Below are 17991 nucleotides of genomic sequence, written 5' to 3'. Positions count from 1 at the left end.
CGCTCATGCTTCACAATCTGGTAATGCGCCGCCCCCCGGGGCGATGTAACGTTTGGCCGGCTGGCCCGGTAGTCGGGGTGCCGCTCCGGAAAATCTTCATTTGGGCAAGCAACCTCCGGCTGGCCCAGCGCATCCATAGGGCTAGCCACGCGGCCATCATCTCTCTAGCTATGAAAATAACTACTCATTGGCTGGTATGCCTGCTGCTGGCGGGCCTGCCCTACCTGGTGGCGGCCCAGGCACCCGCGCCGGCCGGGCCCGCCACTGGCTCGCTCGCCGGCACCGTGCTCGACTCGCTGGGCCGCCAGCCGGTGGCCTACGCCACGGTGGTGCTGCTGCCACCCACCGGCGACAAGCCCATTACCGGCGTGGCGGCCGACGACCAGGGCCACTTTGCCATGACCAAGCTAGCGGCGGGTGCTTTCCGGCTGCGGGCCAGCTACGTGGGCTACGGCACCCGCACCCGACCCGTGACGGTGGGCGCCGGGGCCACGGCGGTGGGTACTATCCTGCTGCCCACCGCCGCCCAGGCCCTGAGCGAGGCCGTCATCATCGGCCAGAAGCCGGTGGTGGAGGTGAAGCCCGACCGTCTCGTGTACAACGCCGACCAGGACGTGAGCAATGCCGGCGGCACCGCCCAGGACGTGCTGCGCAAGGCGCCGCTGCTGGCCGTGGATGGCGACGGCAACGTGAAGATGCGCGGCTCGGCCAACTTTAAGGTGCTGGTCAATAACAAGCCTTCGCCGACTCTGGCCCGCAACCTGGCCGAGGCGCTCAAGAGCATTCCGGCCGAGCAGATTAAGAGCGTCGAAATCATTACCACGCCCTCGGCCAAGTACGACGGTGAGGGCACGGCCGGCATCATCAACATCGTATTAAAGAAGGGTGTGGACCAGGGCCTGAACGGCCGCGTGGGCCTGGCCAGCGGCAACCGCAACACTAATTTTAACTCGGCCCTGAATTTCAAGAAGGGTAAGATTGGCTTTACCTCATCGGCCAGCGCGGGGGCGTGGTACAACCCCGGCCAGTCGACCCGTGAGCGCGTCGACTCTACGGCGGCCGGGCCGGGGCGGCTCAACCAGAGCTCGACCACTCACAACCTCGGCGGCTGGTACTACGGCACGGTGGGCCTCGACTACGACCCCGCCGAGCACCACAGCATCTCGCTGGCCGGCTCGGTAAATGGCTACAGCGGCAACTCGACCCAGGACCTGCTGAACCAATACATCGCGCCCAGTTCGGCTGGCAATCAGCTCTTTACCCGCGCTACTAAAAATGTCTTTAGCAGCCTCAACCTGGAGGGCACCGGCACCTATACCCGCACCTTTGCCACGGCCCGCAAGGAGTGGAGCGTGCTAGGACAATACGCGCTCAACAACGGTACTTTCGGCTACGATTTCGACCAGTACAACAATTCCTTTACGGCCCTGGAGCAGAGCCAGGCCAACTACCGCGAGCGCAGCCGGGGCCGCACGCCGGGCCACGAGGTGACGCTGCAAACGGACTTTACCCAGCCGTTTGGCGACAAGCGCACGCTGGAGATGGGGCTGAAGGCCATTTTTCGCCGCACGGGCTCGGTGGCTAGCGTCGATACGCTGTTTCCCGCCTTGAGCCAGGGCTTTAGCCCGTCGCCGCGCCGCATTACCGACTTCACTTATGCCCAGAATGTGCAGGCGGCCTACGCCACTTACTCATTCAGCGTGGGCAAGAAGCTGAGCACCAGCCTGGGCGGTCGCCTCGAGCGCACGGCCATTACGGCGCGCTTCGGCCCTGGCAGCGCAGAAGTTGAGTTGCCCACCTACTTATCATTGCTGCCCAATGGCAGCGCCCGCTACGCATTCAGCGACGCTACCAGCCTGCGCCTGGCCTACAGCCGGCGCATCACGCGGCCCTTTATCGACTACCTCAACCCGTTTGTGGACCGCTCCGACGCCAAGAATATTTCCTTTGGCAACCCCGTGCTCAGCCCCGAGCTGACGGACTCCTACGAGCTGGCCTACAGCACCACGCTCAAAACCACCACGCTCAACGCCGCGCTCTCGGTGCGCCACACCGGCAATGCCATCGAGCAGATTCGCTACCTCACTACCAACCCCAACCCGCCCGTGCCGCTGCCCGCCAGCGTGGTGCCCGACCCGAGCGTTACGGCCCAGACCTATGCCAACGTGGCGGCTAATACGTTCTATCAGTTCAACGTGTATCTCTCGGCCAAGCCCACGCCCAAGTGGGACTTCAGCGCCGGCCCCGACGTGCAGTATATCGTGCGCAACTCGCCCACCCTGGGCATCGAGCGCCGGGGCTTTGCCGGGGGCGTCAACGTCAATACGTCCTACAAGCTGAATAAGGGCTTCACCGTGCAGGCTTTCGCGTTTGCCAGTACGCCCATGCCCGATATCCAGGGCACCGGCCCAGCCAACCTCTACTACCAAATGGGCGTGAAGAAAACGCTGCTTAAAGATAAGGCCGACCTCACGCTCAACTTCGCTAGCCCCTTCAACGCCTACTGGCCCTACCGCAATACCACTACCACGAAGTATTTTACCGAAACCAGCGAGTACCGCGCCTACCAGCGCGGCTTCCGCCTCAATTTCAGCTACCGCTTTGGGCAGGGCGGCCCGAGCAAGCAGCGCAAGTCTATTCAGAACGATGATACCAAAGGTGGCGGTAGTAAGCAGGGGGGCTAGCCTTCTGCTACTTATTACTGGAGCAGATGCAACGAATAGGGCAACCGAACGACTCTCTACTAAGAGAAAGAGGATGAAGAATCCTCGGGCTATGAAAGCAGCAAGACCGGCCTCGCCCTGCGGAGCCGGTCTTTTTGCGTGCCGGGCGGGGCACTTGGCTGGTATCGGTAGTATCCGCTGCGGCGCCGGCTGAGTGCGGGGCCACTCGTTTCTTTGTGCCGAACGTTAGCAGGCCGCTATGATTCTTCAGTATATGTTTCGGGCGGCCGTGCTGCTGCCGCTGCTAGGGCCAGTGGTAGCGGCCGGGGCTTTGCTGGCCACTGGCTACCGGCGCGGGCGGGTGCTGCCGGGACTATTGCCGGCCTTGCTGCTGCTGCTGCCCACATTTTTGCTGGCGCAGTGCCTGCTGAGCGTGGCTAGCTGGTGCCTGCTCCCCCTGGCCGAGGCCGGCGCCGCACCTCTCTATGCACCTTGGTATGCTGAGCTGCTGCTGGCGCCGGTGTGCTACCTCTACCTGCGGGTGCTCACGCGGCTGCCGCTGCGCACCCGGCTGGGGTGGCGGCGGCTATTGCCGGGCCTGGGTCAGGTAGGTCTTTTTGCCGGCGTGGCAGTGCTTAATCTAGGATACCGGCACGGCGTAGCTGCCCGGCACCTGGGGCCAGCCAGTGCCGCCGCCGAGCTGCTGCGCTTCGTATTGCCCGCCCTGGCCCTGGCTTGCTACGTGCTGCTTCTCTTGTACGGATTAAAAACGCTAGACGAGTATCGGCGCCATCAGGACGCTAGGGGCCTAGCTAGGCGTCGTCGGCCCGGCCGGCAACGCACCCTGCTGGTAGTGTTGCTACTGGGTTTTGGCCTGGGCCTGAGCTTCGTGGCGCTTGATGCCTGGTTTGGGCCTTTTGCTTATTCTGAGATATGGTATGCGTTTGGGGTGCGCTGCGGACTGGTATTTGGCCTAGCCGTGGTGGGGCTGCAAGCCAGCCATACTGTCCGCCCGCCCGCTAGCTTTGCCTGGGCAGTTGCGCTGCCAGTAAGGCCAACGCACCCGGGGGCCGCGCCGCTAGCCATTCACGCTACTGAGGCCAAGGCCACTTTGGCCGACCCACCCAAGGCACCAGTGCTGCCTGCCGAGTTGCTGCCTTGGCGCGATAAGCTGCTGGCCCTGATGGCCGCCGAGCAGCCCTGGCTCGAACCCGAGCTTACGCTGGCCGAACTGGCGCAACGCCTGCACCTGCACCCGGCGCAGCTCTCCAAAGTGATTAATCTGGGCTGCGGGCAAAGTTTCAGCGACTTTGTAAATCGCTACCGGGTCGAAGAAGCCCAGCGCAAGCTAGCCGACCCGCGCTTTGCACACTACTCGCTGGTAGGCGTGGCATTAGAAAGCGGATTCAACTCAAAATCAACATTTAACCGCGTATTTAAAAAATTTACGGGTCAGGTACCGGGTGAGTTGGCGCGGCCCAAAGTCTAAAGTAAGACGGCCCAACTAACGAAGTTGAAGCGCTTGGTAAGTGCGCCGAGTAGAATTTCGCCCTGCTTTCCATCAAATCTAACTCGGGCACTTGCTAAGAGCACGCCTTAGTCCACGCGCAGCTATGAAACGCTTCTTTAGCAATTTACTCTTCGGCAGTTTGGCTAGCGCCGTGCCGCTGCTAGCTCTCGCCCAGGCCGGCGTGGCCCGTGAGCAGGCCGCCTTGGGCGATGGGCTGCGCGGCGACTATTACAGCGGCCTAAACTTCGAGCATCTTATCAAGACGCGCCGCGACGCCCTTATTGACTTTAACTGGAGCCATGAGCCGCCCCTACCCGGCGTGCCCGCCGAAGAGTTTACGGTGCGCTGGACGGGCTGGCTGGTGCCGCCCACCACGGGGCACTATGTGCTGCACTTAGCCATCGACGATGGCGCGCGGCTGTGGCTCGATGGCAAGCAGCTGCTCGACGAGTGGCGCGGCCAGCCGCTAGGGTACTACAGCGTACCCGTCGACTTGCAAGCCGGCCGGCCGTATCGCCTGCGCCTCGACTACTGCCAGTACTCACTCGATACCCGGGCGCTGCTGCTTTGGGAGCGCCCCCGGCAGCCCGAAAAGCTGCTTGTCAGCTCGTGGCGCAACCTATGGGGCATGACGGAAAAGGTGCCAACCTTCGCCAGCCGGTTGCAGGAAACCATCCCGACCCGCTATCTATTTAGCCACGTGCCGGGGCCGCCCCGGCTGGCAGTGGACCTTACCATGGTAGCCGTGGTGGCCAGTAAGCCACCCTTTACCTCCGTACTTGCTTCGGACCCTAGCCGACCGACTCCTACTACTTGGTATGCAATCAACAGAGCTAGGCCTAAGGCTGAGGCTACCCGTCCGCTTGCCAAGCGCAAGCAGCCTCCGAAAGCCGTAGCCAGCGCGCAGAGCGCCGATAGGCTAGCCGACCAACTGCTGCACGGCCAGTCGCTTACGCTGCGCACACTTTATTTCGAGCAGGGCCGGGCCGAATTACCCACCACTGTACGGGCCAGCCTCGACACACTGGCTAGGGTGCTCCGGCGCTACCCCGCGCTGCGGCTGGAAGTGCAGGGCCACACCGACAACCAAGGCGACCCACTGCTTAACCAACAGCTTTCGATGCGTCGGGCCGAGGCAGTTTGCCAATACCTTACTTCGCTAGGGGTCCCCGAAACTCGCCTGCGCCCGCTAGGCCTGGGCGGTACGCAGCCGGTAGCCGATAATAATCAGCCCACGGAGCGCCCCCGCAACCGGCGCGTAGTGCTCCGCCCGTTACCACCTGCCACTGCGCAACCCTAACCACGCAGCCCACAAAAAAAGGCCGGTCCCGCCCTGCGGAACCGGCCTTTTCCAACTCACAACTTTACTTATTTCGTTTCGCCAGCCTCGGGCTCCGAGGGGGCTTCGGCGGGCCGCTCATCGCTGGCCAGATTGGGCGCCTCGTCACTTTTGGCGATGGTGAAGCTAAGCTCATCTTTACCATCTTCATAATCGGCCGTGATGATGTCGCCGTGCAGCAGCTGCGCCTTCAGAATTTCCTCGGCAATCGGGTCTTCGATGTACTTCTGGATGGCCCGATTCAGCGGACGCGCGCCAAACTTAGGGTCGTAGCCTTTCTCGGCTACGAAGTCCTTGGCCTTCTCGGTCAGCTCCACTTTGTAGCCGAGCGTGAGCACGCGGGCCAGCAGCTTGCTGAGGCTGATGTCGATAATCTTGTGGATGTCCTTCTTCTCCAGCGAATTGAAGACAATCACGTCATCCAAGCGGTTGAGGAACTCGGGCGAGAAGGTTTTACGCAGGGCGTTGGTGATGGTGCCCTTCGTAATCTCGTCCATATTCTCATTGCGGGCTTTCGTGCCGAAGCCGATGCCCGCGCCGAAGTCCTGCAAGTCACGCGCCCCGATGTTCGAGGTCATGATGATGATGGTGTTACGGAAGTCCACCTTACGGCCCAGGCCGTCGGTCAGGATACCATCGTCCAGCACTTGCAGCAGCAAGTTGTACACGTCCGGGTGCGCCTTCTCAATCTCGTCGAGCAGAATCACCGAGTACGGCTTGCGGCGGATTTTCTCCGTCAGCTGGCCGCCCTCTTCGTAGCCCACGTAGCCGGGAGGCGCGCCCACCAGGCGCGATACGCTGAATTTTTCCATGTACTCCGACATATCGACGCGCACCAGCGCGTCTTCCTTGTCGAAGAGGTAGGTAGCCAGCACCTTGGCCAGCTCCGTCTTGCCTACGCCCGTCGGGCCGAGGAACACGAACGAGCCAATCGGCTTCTTCGGGTCTTTCAAGCCCACACGGGTGCGCTGGATGGCTTTTACGAGCTGGGCAATAGCCTTGTCCTGACCGATTACTTTGCCTTTCAGTTCATTGCCCATGTTCAGCAATTTCTCGCCTTCGTTCTGGGCCACGCGGTTCACGGGGATGCCGGTCATCATGGCGATTACCTCGGCCACGTTTTCCTCTTTCACCGTGTAGCGCTTCTTCTTGGTTTCGTCTTCCCAGCTCTTCTTGGCCGAGTCGAGTTGCTCCAGAAGCTTCTTCTCCGTGTCGCGGAGCTTGGCGGCTTCCTCGTATTTCTGCGATTTCACCACGCGGTTTTTCTCCGTCTTGATGTTCTCAATCTGCTCTTCGAGCTTGAGAATGTCCTCCGGCACCACGATGTTGTTGATGTGCACGCGGGCGCCAGCCTCGTCCAAGATGTCGATGGCTTTGTCCGGCAGGAAGCGGTCGCTCATGTAGCGGTCACTCAGCTTTACGCACTGCTCAATGGCCTTGTCGGTGTACACCACGTGGTGGTGGTCCTGGTACTTGTCCTTGATATTGTGCAGAATCTCAATCGTTTCCTCGGGCGTGGTGGGGTCCACCATCACCATCTGGAAACGACGGGCGAGCGCGCCATCTTTCTCAATGTACTGGCGGTACTCATCCAGCGTGGTCGCGCCGATGCATTGAATCTCGCCGCGGGCCAGGGCCGGCTTAAACATGTTCGAGGCGTCGAGCGAGCCGCTAGCCCCGCCAGCGCCCACAATCGTGTGCAGCTCGTCGATGAACAGGATTACGTCGGGCGACTTTTCCAGCTCGTTCATCACGGCCTTCATGCGCTCTTCAAACTGACCGCGGTACTTGGTGCCCGCCACCAGCGACGCCAGGTCAAGGGTCACTACGCGCTTGTTGAACAGCACGCGGCTCACCTTCTTCTGGATGATGCGCAGGGCCAGGCCCTCGGCGATGGCCGTTTTACCCACGCCCGGCTCACCAATCAGAATCGGGTTGTTCTTTTTGCGGCGGCTCAGTACTTGGGCCACACGCTCAATCTCTTTTTCGCGGCCCACGATGGGGTCGAGCTTGTCTTCTTCCGCCAGCTTGGTAAGGTCGCGGCCGAAGTTATCGAGCACCGGGGTGCGCGATTTTTCGCCGGCCTTGCGGGTGCCAGCGGCACCACCCTGGCCACCTTGCTGGCCGCGGCCAGCCCCGCCCTGGCCCTGGCCAAAGAGGCGGTCGTCATCGTCGTCAGCCTCCGGGCCGGCCTTGGGGCTGGTATTCGGAGCGGCGCCGTGGTAGTCGAGCGAGTCGCGCACGGTTTCGTAGTTCACGTTGAATTTGGAAAGGATTTGAGAAGAAATGTTGTCCTCATCGCGCAGAATTGAGAGGAGCAGGTGCTCGGTGCCAATGATTTCCGACTTGAAAATCTTGGCTTCGAGGTAGGTGATTTTCAGCACCTTCTCGGTCTGCTTGGTTAGCGGAATCGAGCCGGTAATGCTGGTGCCCTGGGCAGAGGCCGTGTTGCGCGTGGCTTGCTCGAGGGCAAACTTCAGCTCATCGGTGGCCACGCCGAGCTTTTTGAGCAGCCCGAGGGCAGTGCCTTCGCCCTCGCGAATCATGCCCAGCAGCAGGTGCTCGGTACCAATATAGTCGTGGCCGAGCCGGATGGCCTCCTCCCGGCTCAAGGAAATAACCTCCTTGACGCGGTTTGAAAATTTAGCTTCCATGCAAGCAAGATAAAATAAAGACGCAGATAGTAGCTGTACCGAAAACGGCCCGAATAGTTGCGCTACAACGATACGTAAAAGAAAGCGGATTATAAGAAAAACAAGCGCCTGCGGACGAAGGTTCGGACAAACTATTTTTGGCTAAGCGCCTATCCTATAAAAACTGTCCGGCAGCCGGCCCTTGCATAAACAATAAATCCAGCACGCTAAGCCCCGGTACAAATGCGGTACCAAATACCTGCGGGTAGGGCCGCTGCGACGGACTGTCAGGTTCGGCCCCGGCCAGGGTGTTTTTAGGTGTCAGGAAGTCGCGCCGGTCGAGGAAGGCAGGAGGCAGGCTAGCCGGCGCCAGATACTCCGTGGTAAATTCGATGGCTAGCGGCCAGCGCAGGCACCGCAATAGTAACTGTAAAAAAGCCAGATTTAATTCCCAGAGCCGGGCGGGCTTCTGGGCGTAAATATCCTGCAAATAATCAGCGTAATACCCAAAATACGGTGAGGCGCCGTAGGCGGTTTGCAGCGTGCGAAAATGCCGGTGCATCCAATTCTGGCGGTAGTCAATTTCAATTTCGCTGGTGCGGATTTTTTCGGAGCGCGCGCCATCCACTACCGGCACCGTGAGCGGCTGCGGCCCCTGCGCCGTGAGGATGAGCGCGCGGTTGCGATAGGTCTGCTTGTGGTAGTGCTCGTGGGCATCGAGCAGTAGCTTTTCGGCCTCTGATAATTGCTGGAAATAGAGAATCGACGGCAGGTAATGCAGCTCGGTGAGGACAACGGACATGGCCGCAAGGTAGCGGCCCGGCACGGTAATGGCCCTGGCGGAGGCCTAACCCTTATTTTTGTCGTTATGCGCGTTCAATCCTTGTCCGTTTCGCTAGTCCTCGCCGCTACCCTTGGGGCGCAGGCGGGCCCGCCGCAGCTCATTTTGCAGGTCGCCAAGTTTCGCAACCTCGACCAGGTGCAGAAGGGCGGCGAGGTGGAGATTTCCGTGACGGTGCCCACCCAGCCGCTCACCTACCGGCAGCGGGCGCCCCGGTCGTTTCAGTCGTCGGCAGTGGTCGATTTGGATATTCTGAAAGCCGACGGCACGGCGGCCTGGCACGAAACCGTGACGCTCAAGCCGCCCGTGCTCAGCGACACCACCATTGCCCTTAAAAACCCGCTCAGCTTTCTCAAACGCGTGACTTTACCCGATGGCAGCTATACGCTGCGCGGCCGCATCCGCGACCAGTACAAGAGTGCTAATGGCGAAACTACTGTGGCGCAGCCGCTCGTAGTAGCTGCGCCTACCGCACCCGCGTTCAGCGATTTAGTGTTTCTGGCCAAGCCGGCGGCGAAGGCTAGCGCCGAAAGCGTGTTCAACCGGGGGGCTACCTGCTAACGCGGGCGGCGGGCGGCTACTACGGGCGGGGCGCCGACAATGTCTTCTTCTATACCGAGCTAAATGCCGTGCCCGCCGGCCGCTCGGTGCGCCTGCACTACCACTTGTCGGCCGATGACGGCACCGCCGCCGATGCCGATGCGCCGCTCGTGACCACGCAGGGCGGCCGGCCCACGCCCATCGTGGGCCAGCTGCCGCTAGGTCCCATCCCGGCCGGGCACTTCACCCTCACTATCGAGGCCCGCGACGCGGCCACCAAAAAAGTATTGGCTACGCAAAGCCAGGGCGGCCAGCGCAGCCTTACCGACTATGCTCCGGCCGGGGCCGCCCTGCCCCGATGAGCCAGCCCGCTAGCCTGCCCTGGTACTACCGCCCGCTGAGCTGGCCGCTGCTGGCGCTGGCGTACTTGCCGCTGCCCGTGCTGTACGTCTTTGCCCGGTTGATTTACTGGCTGTTGGCTTACGTAACGCATTACCGCCGAAAAGTGGTGCTGGACAACTTGAGCCACGCTTTCCCCGAAAAAAATACGGCCGAAATTCAGCGCATTAGTCAGCAGTTTTATTGGCATTTTGCGCAGGTAATGGTCGAGATACTAAAAATGGCCAGTATCAGCTCGGCCGAATTGTCGCGTCGGCTACGCTTCACCAATCCCGAGCTGCTGGGGCAGCCGCTAGCCCAGCACCGCCAAGTGCTGGTGCTGGGCTCGCACATGGGCAATTGGGAGTGGTTACTCGGCAGCGCCGCCCAACTCTTTCCGGGGCAGATAACCGGCGTGTATAAGCTGCTGAATAATGGCTTCTTCGAGTATTTTACCTTGCGGCTGCGCACCCGGCTAGGGGCGGGCGCGGTGCCAATGGCCGGTACGCTGCGCCATCTGGTGCGCCACCGGGGCCAGGGACAGGAAATCAGCCTGCTCATCGACCAGGCCGCCGGCCCCGACGACCGCCCGTACTGGACCGACTTCCTCAACCGCGAGGCCGGCTTTTATACCAGTACCGAGCGGCTAGCCCCGCAGTTCGATTGTGCTGTGCTCTACGTGGGCATCCGGCGGGTGCGGCGGGGGTATTACGAAGCCTCCTTTGCACAACTACCCGAAAGCGAAGCCATTAAAGCCGGCGCTAACTCGTCGGCAGCAGCGCAACGCTTTCCGGCCACCGAGGCCTTCGTGCGCCGGCTGGAAGCTGACATCCGCGCCTACCCCGAGCAATACCTGTGGACGCACCGCCGCTGGAAGCACACCCGGCCCGCTCAGCAGTAGTAACTAAAAAAGAGGCCGCCCTGCGTGCAGCGGGGCGGCCTCTCGGGCTATGGGCCAGGCGCTGGCCTTACAGGTACTGCTCGATGTCGCCGAGGCCCTGGCGCACCAGCTCAAAGTCGTCGTTGGTGCAGTCCACGATGGTGCTGGGCTCGTTGCCACCGAATCCACCGTCGATGACGAGGTCCACGAGCGAGCGGTATTTTTCGAAAATCAGGTCGGGGTCGGTCACGTATTCCTCCAGCGTCTCCTCGCTTTCGCGCACCGACGTGCTCACGATGGGCGTGCCGAACTCTTTCACAATCTGACGCACAATCTGGTTGTCGGGCACCCGAATACCCACCGTGCTGCGCTTCACGCCGCCGTAGCGCGGGGCGTTGGGGCTGGCCTCAAAAATGAACGTGAACGGGCCGGGCAGGGCCTTTTTGATGACCTTGAAAACCGGCGTCGTGATGCCATGCGCGTAGTCGCTGATGTGCGACAAATCGTGGCAGATAAAGCTCAGATTAGCTTTTTCGGGCTTTAAGCCTTTGATGCGGCAGAGCTTCTCAACGGCTTTCGCGTTGTTGATATCGCAGCCAATGCCATAAACCGTATCGGTGGGGTAAATAATAAGCCCGCCTTTGCGCAGCACTTCCACTACTTGCAGAATGCGGTTTTGAGGCGGATTATCGGGATGGATGCGGAGCAGGGTAGCGGCCATAGGGCAGAAAAAAGGATAATGAAACGGGGTGGGCCAGCCGGGGCGGCCCGTAATTGGCGCGAAAGGTACTACGGCGGGCGGTTTTAGGCGAATGGTCCGCGCGCAGCAGGCGGTTATAAACAAAAGCGCCGCCAGTTGTTTGGGCTAGCCGCGCCGGTAGGGCGGGGCGGAGTTAATTTTGAAGCGCTTATTCCCCGCTCCATGTCTGAACCTGTCAAAAAGTCCGCTATCGAGTACCGGGCCGATTCCATCAAGCGCCGCAACCGCTTTGCTGCCGTGAGCGTGATTCTGGGCCTCCTGCTGGTGTGCTTCTCGTATTATTTCTTCCAGATTTTTTACACCACCAACGTTGACACCAAGGATTTGCCAACGTTCGCGTATATCCACCGGGGCGACAACTGGCAGAAGGCGCTGGTGGCCACCGAAAACACCGGGGCTATTATCGATAAGCTTTCGCTACACTTTGTGGGCAAGCTCATGGGCTACAACAAGCCCGGCGCCGTGAAGCCCGGCCGCTACGAGCTGAAAACCGGCATGACCAACCGGCAGGTAATCAACCTGCTGAAGTCGGGCCGCCAGACGCCTTTGCGCCTCACCTTCACCAACGTGCGCCTGCGCCGCGAGCTAGCCACTAAGCTCAGCAAGCAAATCGACGCCAAGCCTCGCCAAATCGACTCGCTGCTCAGCAGCCCCAGCTACACCAAAAGCCTGGGCTTCGACACCACCACGGTGCTCTCGATGTTTATCCCGAACACCTACGAGCTGTACTGGAATACCTCGGCCCAAAACCTCATGCAGCGCATGAAAACCGAGTACGAGAAATTCTGGACGCCCGAGCGCGACGCCGCCCGCCAGAAGCTGGGCCTCACCCGCGTGCAAGTGAGCACCCTAGCCAGCATCGTAGAGGCCGAGCAGCAGCAGCACGCCGACGAGCGCCCCCGCATCGCGGGCGTGTACCTCAACCGCCTCAAGCGCGGCATGAAGCTGCAGGCCGACCCCACCGTGGTGTACGCCAACGGCGATTTCGGCATCAAGCGCGTGCTCAATGTGCACCTGCAAAAAGACTCGCCTTACAACACCTATAAGTACGCCGGCCTGCCGCCCGGCCCCATCGACCTACCCAGCATCGCTAGCCTCAACGCTGTGCTGCACCCCGAGCAAAACGACTACCTCTACTTCTGCGCCAAGGACGATTTTAGCGGCTACCACGCCTTCGCCGCCACCCAGGCCCAGCACCTCGTGAATGCCCACCGCTACCAGGCGGCGCTCACGCGGGCGGGTATCCGGTAACGCTGGCTAGGCTATGGATACCCACCGGCTATCTGCCGAAGCGTTCAACGATACGTTTCAGGCTCCTATGCAAGACGTTACGACAACGGCTGAGCAAATAGTGGATATTTGGCCCTACGTCGATGCCATTCCGCAGGCTGATTTAGAGAGCTTTGAGCTTGCCGATGTAGCGTACGTCTACCTAAACCCAACTGGGCGCTACGAGCACGTTTTGATTGCTACGGAAGACAAAAACGTATTTTTCGTTATTGTTATTGACGTGAACCAAGTGAAAATTTACGGCCATCACCTGCTAAACTTGGTCGAGCTTTACGGACTAGCCGAGGAAACTGAATAAACCATGTACCAGTCCGACATCCAAATCCGCGTGCGCTACGCCGAAACCGACCAGATGGGCTATGTCTACCACGGCAACTACGCGGCGTACTTTGAGGTGGCCCGCACCGAGTCGTTTCGGCAGCTGGGCATTCGCTACAAAGACCTGGAAGGGCAGGGGGTCGGCATGCCGGTGGGCGAGCTGCACACCCGCTTTCGCCGCCCCGCCCGCTACGACGACCTGCTCACCATCCGCGTTATGCTGCGCGAGCTAGCCGAAGGCTCCCGGGTAAAATTCGAGTACGAAATCCGCAACGAGGCTAGCGAGCTGCTCACCGAAGGCTACACGCTCATGGTATTTGTGAGCACGGCTACCGGCCGGCCGGTGCCCATTCCGGATGGCGTGCGCCAAAAGCTAGCCCCGTATTTTTCGGAGAGCGAAGCTGACCTGCCGCTCGGCCCCGGCCGCGCCACGCCCGGCGACGCGCCCGCCCCGGCCGCCTTTGGCAAGTAGCGCGGACTTCGTAGTCCGCGTTTGGTGTTACTTGCGAACTAAACTATCCGGCTATCGCAAAGTCCGCGCTACTGCTCATGCACGCCCCACCCGCCCGCCGCCGCGCCGTGCTGCCCGATGTGCGCCGCCACCGCGCCTACCGCACGCTCATGGCGTGGGGCAAGCGCCAGCGCATGCGCGGGGGCCGCATTTCGGTGTATGACGTGGGCGACCGGGTGATGCACGAATTGCGCCTCGACTCGCTCGAAAAGCGCGCCGCCTACATGGCCTTCAACCTTACGCTGGCCCTGTTTCCGACCATTATTTTTTTGTTCACGCTCATTCCGTACATCCCGGTGCCCAACCTGGACGTGGACATCCTGCAATTTCTGGCCGACATCATGCCCCACGAGCTGTACTCGGCCACGGCGGGCACCATCGAGGATATTGTGCGCATTCCGCACGGCGGCTTGCTGTCGTTCGGGTTTGTGTCGGCCCTGGTGCTCAGCAGCAATGGCATTATGGCCCTGCTCGATGCGTTTGAGAAGAAATACCCGTGGTTCAAGCATCGCGGGTATTTTCATAAGCGCCTCATTGCCACCGGGCTCACGTTTATGCTAGCCCTCATTCTGGTCATTGCCATCGCGGGCATCTTCTTCGGCACGTTCATCATTGACGCGCTGGTATTCTACGAAATTGTGCCCGAAAGTTCCACCGAGTTTATGATTCTGGTGCTGCGCTACGGCTCGCTCATCGGGCTGTTTCTCACCACTACCTGCGTCATCTATTACTTCGTGCCGCCGGTGCATGATAAGTGGCCCTTTATCTCGACGGGGGCGCTGGTGGCCACGCTGCTCATCTTCCTGGTGTCGTTTCTGTTCACGCTTTACGTGCGCATTTTCAACTCCTACAACCACTTCTACGGCTCCATTGGGGCGCTGGTCGGCTTCATGGTGTGGCTGGAGTTTGTGTGCATGACGCTCATTATCGGGTTTGAAGTCAACGTGAGCATCGACGCCGTAACGGGCCGGCTGGCGATAATGAAGAAGGAAGAATGAAGAATTAGGAATTGATTTTGAGGGAACTAGCTGAAAACCCAAGTAAAATTCTTCATTCTCCATTTCTCATTCCGAATTTCAAGCTAATTTTGCAGCCCCAACCACTCAACTTGGGACCTTTAGAGAGGTGGCAGAGTGGTCGAATGCGACGGATTCGAAATCCGTTATACCTGCAAGGGTATCGGGGGTTCGAATCCCCCCCTCTCTGCGAAATGGTGAAATAGTATCTTGGCAAAGTAGCTTCCACGCTTTGCCAAGTTGCCGTTTTACCATTTTATTGTGTTAGAGGAGTGGCAGAGTGGTCGATTGCGGCGGTCTTGAAAACCGCTGACTGTAACAGGTCCGGGGGTTCGAATCCCTCCTCCTCTGCAATAAAAAGCCCCTGGCATTGCGTCAGGGGCTTTTTTGTGCCTGCGAGTATGGCAATGATGCTGATTATTTCAGTTGTGAGCGACGAGCCTTGCAGCCGCTTTCCTATACTCAGAATACGGGCGCAACGGGACTGTTTCCGCCAGTTTACCGTACAAGGAGCCAGCGCCGGCCGCACCCTAGCGGCCCGGCGACTGCTTATGCGTAATTTCTTACTGCTTATCCCACTGCTGGCTCTGGCCGCTGCTAGCCCTGCCCTGGCGCAGGTGCCGCGCGCAACCACTCCTGCTGCTAGCGCACCCAATGTGCCGGTGTCAGGCAGTGTTTCCGACGCTGGCAAGCCCGGTAGTACGCTGCCGCCCGTTGCCGTACCTGCTTATCCCAGAGGCTATACCGACAAGCACCTGGGCGGAACTCCTACTACTACATTTCCCAGCGGCGTGCCCAAGCGGGATATCGACAACGGCACCGGGCGCAACGACCAGCCCCGCGCCAACCAGGCCCAGTCTGGGGCCCAGCCCACGCGCAGCATCTTTCGCGGGCGCAAGCGGCGCAGCTAAGGCCCCGGCTGTTCCTGAAAAAGCCCCAGCTCCTGGCTGGAGCTGGGGCTTTTTCAGGCATGCCCGCTAGGGCTAGCCAGCTTACCGGCCGCCGGGGGGCAGTTTTCCCGCAGAAATTTGGTGTAGGTGCTGGCCAGGTGGCGGCTGGTGCCCTCGCCCTCGCTAATGCTGTGGGTGCGGTTGGGGTAGCTCATGAGCTGGAAGGTCTTGTTGTATTTCACCAGTTCGTTTATCATCTGCTCGGCGTTGTTGTAGTGCACGTTGTCGTCGCCGGTGCCGTGCACCAGCAGCAGGTGGCCGCGCAGGTTTTTGGCGTGGGCCAGGGGCGAGTTGTCGACGAAAAAGTGGCGGTCCTCGGGCAGCAGGCCCATGTAGCGCTCCTGGTAAATGTTGTCGTAGTTGAGCTGGTTGTCGACGGCCGCGATGCTGATGCCCGTTTTGTAGATGGTGGGGTACTGAAACAGCAGGCTGAGCGTGCTGGAGCCACCGCCGCTCCAGCCCCACACGGCCACGCGGCTGGTATCGACCCATTTGTTTTTGAGCACCTCGCTAGCCCCCATCGCCTGGTCGCGGATGTTGAGCGCGCCGATGTTGTGGTAAATCGCCTTGCGGAACTCACGGCCGCGCGGGGCGGGCGCGCCCCGGTTTTCGAGCGAGGCGTAGATGTAGCCATCATCGGCCATACTGCCCTGGTAGAGGCGGTTGAGGCCCGTGCCGAAGCGGTCCACTACCGTCTGGCTGGCCGGCTCGCCGTAGACCATGAATACAATGGGATACTTCTTGGTGGGGTCGAAGTTGGTCGGCTTCACCATCCAGCCGTCGAGCGTCACGCCGTCCACGGTTTTCACCTGGAAAAACTCCGTCCTGGGTAGCTTCATCGCCTTCGCCTGCTCCGAAACCTCGCCGCCGCTCAGGCGCTGGTGGGCGGGCAGGCTCACCACGTCGGCCACCGGAAAGGTAGCGGCATTGGAGAAGGTATGCAGCGCGATTTTACCGTTGGGCGAGATGTCGTAGCTGTTCGAGCCGGTGAGGCTAGCCGGGGTCACGCGCTCGGCCTTGCCACCCTTTAGCGGCACTTTGTAGAGGTACGTCTGCGTGGCATTAGCCGGCGAGGCCGTGAAATAAATCGTGCCCGTAGGCTCGCTGATGGTGCTTACCTTGATAACATCGTAGTTGCCGGGCGTCAGCAATTGCTCCTTGCCGGTGCGGTCAATGGCGTAGAGGTGGCGCCAGCCATCCTTTTCGCTGCTCCACACAAAGCGCTTGCCGCCCTCAATCCAGTCCCAGCCCACGGCGTCATCCTTGGCATCAATCCAGGCCTTATCGGTTTCGCTGGCAATAGTTTTGGCGGCCCCGCTGGCCGCGTCCACCAGGATGATGTTGCTCTCGTTCTGGCGGCGGTTGAGCTGCTGCACAATGAGCTGGCCCGGCCCGGCCCACTCCATGCGCGGCAGGTAGTGCTGCACGGCATCGCCGGGGATGTCCATCCACTTAGTAGCGCCGCCGGCCACCGCCACCACGCCGATGCGGGCGCGGCTAGGGTCCTGGCCCACTACCGGGTACTCGACCGGCACGGTGTAGGGGTAAAGCTGCTCCGTAGTGTTCAGCATCAAGTAGTTGCGCGTCTTGGTGGCGTCGAGCTGCCAGTAGGCGAGGCGCTGGCCATCGGGCGCCCAGCGGAAGCCGTCGCGGCAGTCCAGCTCCTCTTCATACACCCAGTCGAAGGTGCCGTTGATGAGGCGGTCGGTACCATCCTGCGTGAGCTGCGTGATGCGATGGTCGGCCAGGTTTTCTACATACAGGTTGTGCTCGCTCACGTAAGCTACCTTCTTGCCATCGGGCGAAAACTTGGCAAACATCAGGGACGACTCGGGCCGACCCTTGCCGAGCTGGACTAATTGCTTGCTAGCTAGGTCGTAGACCCAGTAGTCGCCGCGCGTGTCGTAGCGCCACACTTTCCTGGTATTGGTGTTGAGCAGCACCTGCTTGCCGTCTTCGGAGAGCGCAAAGCGCCGCACTTTCAACGGGGCCGCGGCGCCCTGCGGCGTGAGCTGCTGCGCGCTGAGGATGGTGAGGGCCTGGCTCGGCTTGCGAGCGTCGAACTGCACGATGGCGTCCTTCTCCGTTTTGAGGTAGCCGTAACCGTCTTTGGTCCACTGCGTGCCGGGGCCAAACTGTGCCCGCGTGGCCGTAGTGCCGGCCAGGAGCAGTGCCATTGCCACGCCCGCCTGGCGGACTGTGTGCTGTATCATGCTTGGGGAATAAGATTTGAAGGGTTGAAATTACATCGGCGGCCCAGCAGTGGCCCACCGCTAGGCCACGCAAGGACACGGCTCCGGCCCATAGGTGGCTTGGCTGGCGACTAAATAATTGGTCGCTAGCCCCGGCCACGTCCAAAACT

At 60.8% G+C, this 17991-nt stretch carries 15 protein-coding genes and 2 tRNA genes; 13 read left to right on the top strand and 4 right to left on the bottom strand.

What is annotated here, in order from left to right; translation table 11 throughout:
- The first annotated feature begins 170 nt into the window (after window positions 1–170).
- From GKZ68_RS11330 to GKZ68_RS11320, 3 genes are all read left to right on the top strand, one after another.
- Window positions 171–2684: a TonB-dependent receptor gene (locus tag GKZ68_RS11330; protein ID WP_173114712.1), complete on the top strand. Its 2514-nt coding sequence runs from the start codon at window positions 171–173 to the stop codon at window positions 2682–2684.
- Window positions 2685–2922: 238 nt separating this feature from the next.
- Entirely contained in the window at window positions 2923–4152 is a 1230-nt protein-coding gene (locus GKZ68_RS11325; protein ID WP_173114709.1) for an AraC family transcriptional regulator, read from the top strand.
- 124 nt (window positions 4153–4276) lie between these two features.
- Window positions 4277–5473 (top strand): PA14 domain-containing protein, encoded by a 1197-nt coding sequence (locus tag GKZ68_RS11320; RefSeq protein WP_173114707.1) that lies wholly within the window; start codon window positions 4277–4279, stop codon window positions 5471–5473.
- Between the two features lie 68 nt (window positions 5474–5541).
- Here GKZ68_RS11320 and GKZ68_RS11315 read toward each other — a convergent pair whose 3' ends face one another.
- Window positions 5542–8166: an ATP-dependent Clp protease ATP-binding subunit gene (locus tag GKZ68_RS11315; protein WP_173114704.1), complete on the bottom strand. Its 2625-nt coding sequence runs from the start codon at window positions 8164–8166 to the stop codon at window positions 5542–5544.
- A 154-nt stretch (window positions 8167–8320) separates the two neighbouring features.
- Entirely contained in the window at window positions 8321–8947 is a 627-nt protein-coding gene (locus tag GKZ68_RS11310) for a WbqC family protein (RefSeq protein ID WP_173114701.1), read from the bottom strand.
- A 66-nt stretch (window positions 8948–9013) separates the two neighbouring features.
- Between GKZ68_RS11310 and GKZ68_RS11305 the strand changes: the two genes are divergently transcribed.
- The 3 genes from GKZ68_RS11305 (at window position 9014) to GKZ68_RS11295 (ending at window position 10805) form a co-directional block, all read left to right on the top strand.
- Complete coding sequence (locus tag GKZ68_RS11305; protein ID WP_173114698.1) at window positions 9014–9547, top strand: hypothetical protein; 534 nt, start codon at window positions 9014–9016, stop codon at window positions 9545–9547.
- Between the two features lie 68 nt (window positions 9548–9615).
- On the top strand, window positions 9616–9888 hold the full coding sequence (locus GKZ68_RS11300) for a hypothetical protein (RefSeq protein ID WP_173114695.1): 273 nt from the start codon (window positions 9616–9618) through the stop codon (window positions 9886–9888).
- Window positions 9885–10805: a lysophospholipid acyltransferase family protein gene (locus tag GKZ68_RS11295; RefSeq protein WP_254243970.1), complete on the top strand. Its 921-nt coding sequence runs from the start codon at window positions 9885–9887 to the stop codon at window positions 10803–10805. The genes GKZ68_RS11300 and GKZ68_RS11295 overlap by 4 nt, the downstream gene beginning before the upstream one ends.
- 67 nt (window positions 10806–10872) lie before the next feature.
- Here GKZ68_RS11295 and GKZ68_RS11290 read toward each other — a convergent pair whose 3' ends face one another.
- On the bottom strand, window positions 10873–11505 hold the full coding sequence (locus GKZ68_RS11290) for an L-threonylcarbamoyladenylate synthase (protein ID WP_173114692.1): 633 nt from the start codon (window positions 11503–11505) through the stop codon (window positions 10873–10875).
- Window positions 11506–11706: 201 nt separating this feature from the next.
- On the opposite strand from GKZ68_RS11290, the gene mltG reads away from it, so the two are divergent.
- The 7 genes from mltG to GKZ68_RS11255 all read left to right on the top strand — a co-directional run bounded on the left by mltG (window position 11707) and on the right by GKZ68_RS11255 (window position 15590).
- The gene (gene mltG, locus GKZ68_RS11285; RefSeq protein WP_173114689.1) at window positions 11707–12795 is read left to right on the top strand and encodes an endolytic transglycosylase MltG; all 1089 of its coding nucleotides are present in this window, start codon (window positions 11707–11709) and stop codon (window positions 12793–12795) included.
- A 13-nt stretch (window positions 12796–12808) separates the two neighbouring features.
- On the top strand, window positions 12809–13132 hold the full coding sequence (locus GKZ68_RS11280) for a hypothetical protein (RefSeq protein WP_173114686.1): 324 nt from the start codon (window positions 12809–12811) through the stop codon (window positions 13130–13132).
- 3 nt (window positions 13133–13135) lie between these two features.
- Window positions 13136–13624: a thioesterase family protein gene (locus GKZ68_RS11275; RefSeq protein WP_173114683.1), complete on the top strand. Its 489-nt coding sequence runs from the start codon at window positions 13136–13138 to the stop codon at window positions 13622–13624.
- Between the two features lie 77 nt (window positions 13625–13701).
- Window positions 13702–14661, top strand: coding sequence for a YihY/virulence factor BrkB family protein (locus GKZ68_RS11270; protein WP_173114681.1), 960 nt, complete (start codon window positions 13702–13704; stop codon window positions 14659–14661).
- Window positions 14662–14782: 121 nt separating this feature from the next.
- Window positions 14783–14869: transfer RNA gene (locus tag GKZ68_RS11265), tRNA-Ser, on the top strand.
- Between the two features lie 76 nt (window positions 14870–14945).
- Window positions 14946–15030 (top strand) — tRNA-Ser (locus tag GKZ68_RS11260).
- A 200-nt stretch (window positions 15031–15230) separates the two neighbouring features.
- The gene (locus tag GKZ68_RS11255) at window positions 15231–15590 is read left to right on the top strand and encodes a hypothetical protein (protein WP_173114678.1); all 360 of its coding nucleotides are present in this window, start codon (window positions 15231–15233) and stop codon (window positions 15588–15590) included.
- 53 nt (window positions 15591–15643) lie between these two features.
- Here the strand turns inward: GKZ68_RS11255 and GKZ68_RS11250 are convergent, their stop codons facing one another.
- Complete coding sequence (locus tag GKZ68_RS11250) at window positions 15644–17842, bottom strand: S9 family peptidase (RefSeq protein ID WP_254243969.1); 2199 nt, start codon at window positions 17840–17842, stop codon at window positions 15644–15646.
- Between the last annotated feature and the right edge of the window lie 149 nt (window positions 17843–17991).

This window comes from Hymenobacter sp. BRD128, assembly GCF_013256625.1.
Lineage (GTDB): Bacteria > Bacteroidota > Bacteroidia > Cytophagales > Hymenobacteraceae > Hymenobacter.
This window is presented reverse-complemented; position numbering and strand designations above follow the sequence as displayed.

Excerpts from the sequence above, each read along its gene's own strand:
- GKZ68_RS11330 (WP_173114712.1), top strand. The coding sequence starts at position 171 with ATGAAAATAACTACTCATTGGCTGGTATGCCTGCTGCTGGCGGGCCTG.
- GKZ68_RS11325 (WP_173114709.1), top strand. The coding sequence starts at position 2,923 with ATGATTCTTCAGTATATGTTTCGGGCGGCCGTGCTGCTGCCGCTGCTA.
- GKZ68_RS11320 (WP_173114707.1), top strand. The coding sequence starts at position 4,277 with ATGAAACGCTTCTTTAGCAATTTACTCTTCGGCAGTTTGGCTAGCGCC.
- GKZ68_RS11315 (WP_173114704.1), bottom strand. The coding sequence starts at position 8,166 with ATGGAAGCTAAATTTTCAAACCGCGTCAAGGAGGTTATTTCCTTGAGC.
- GKZ68_RS11310 (WP_173114701.1), bottom strand. The coding sequence starts at position 8,947 with ATGTCCGTTGTCCTCACCGAGCTGCATTACCTGCCGTCGATTCTCTAT.
- GKZ68_RS11305 (WP_173114698.1), top strand. The coding sequence starts at position 9,014 with ATGCGCGTTCAATCCTTGTCCGTTTCGCTAGTCCTCGCCGCTACCCTT.
- GKZ68_RS11295 (WP_254243970.1), top strand. The coding sequence starts at position 9,885 with ATGAGCCAGCCCGCTAGCCTGCCCTGGTACTACCGCCCGCTGAGCTGG.
- GKZ68_RS11290 (WP_173114692.1), bottom strand. The coding sequence starts at position 11,505 with ATGGCCGCTACCCTGCTCCGCATCCATCCCGATAATCCGCCTCAAAAC.
- mltG (WP_173114689.1), top strand. The coding sequence starts at position 11,707 with ATGTCTGAACCTGTCAAAAAGTCCGCTATCGAGTACCGGGCCGATTCC.
- GKZ68_RS11280 (WP_173114686.1), top strand. The coding sequence starts at position 12,809 with ATGGATACCCACCGGCTATCTGCCGAAGCGTTCAACGATACGTTTCAG.
- GKZ68_RS11275 (WP_173114683.1), top strand. The coding sequence starts at position 13,136 with ATGTACCAGTCCGACATCCAAATCCGCGTGCGCTACGCCGAAACCGAC.
- GKZ68_RS11270 (WP_173114681.1), top strand. The coding sequence starts at position 13,702 with ATGCACGCCCCACCCGCCCGCCGCCGCGCCGTGCTGCCCGATGTGCGC.
- GKZ68_RS11255 (WP_173114678.1), top strand. The coding sequence starts at position 15,231 with ATGCGTAATTTCTTACTGCTTATCCCACTGCTGGCTCTGGCCGCTGCT.
- GKZ68_RS11250 (WP_254243969.1), bottom strand. The coding sequence starts at position 17,842 with ATGATACAGCACACAGTCCGCCAGGCGGGCGTGGCAATGGCACTGCTC.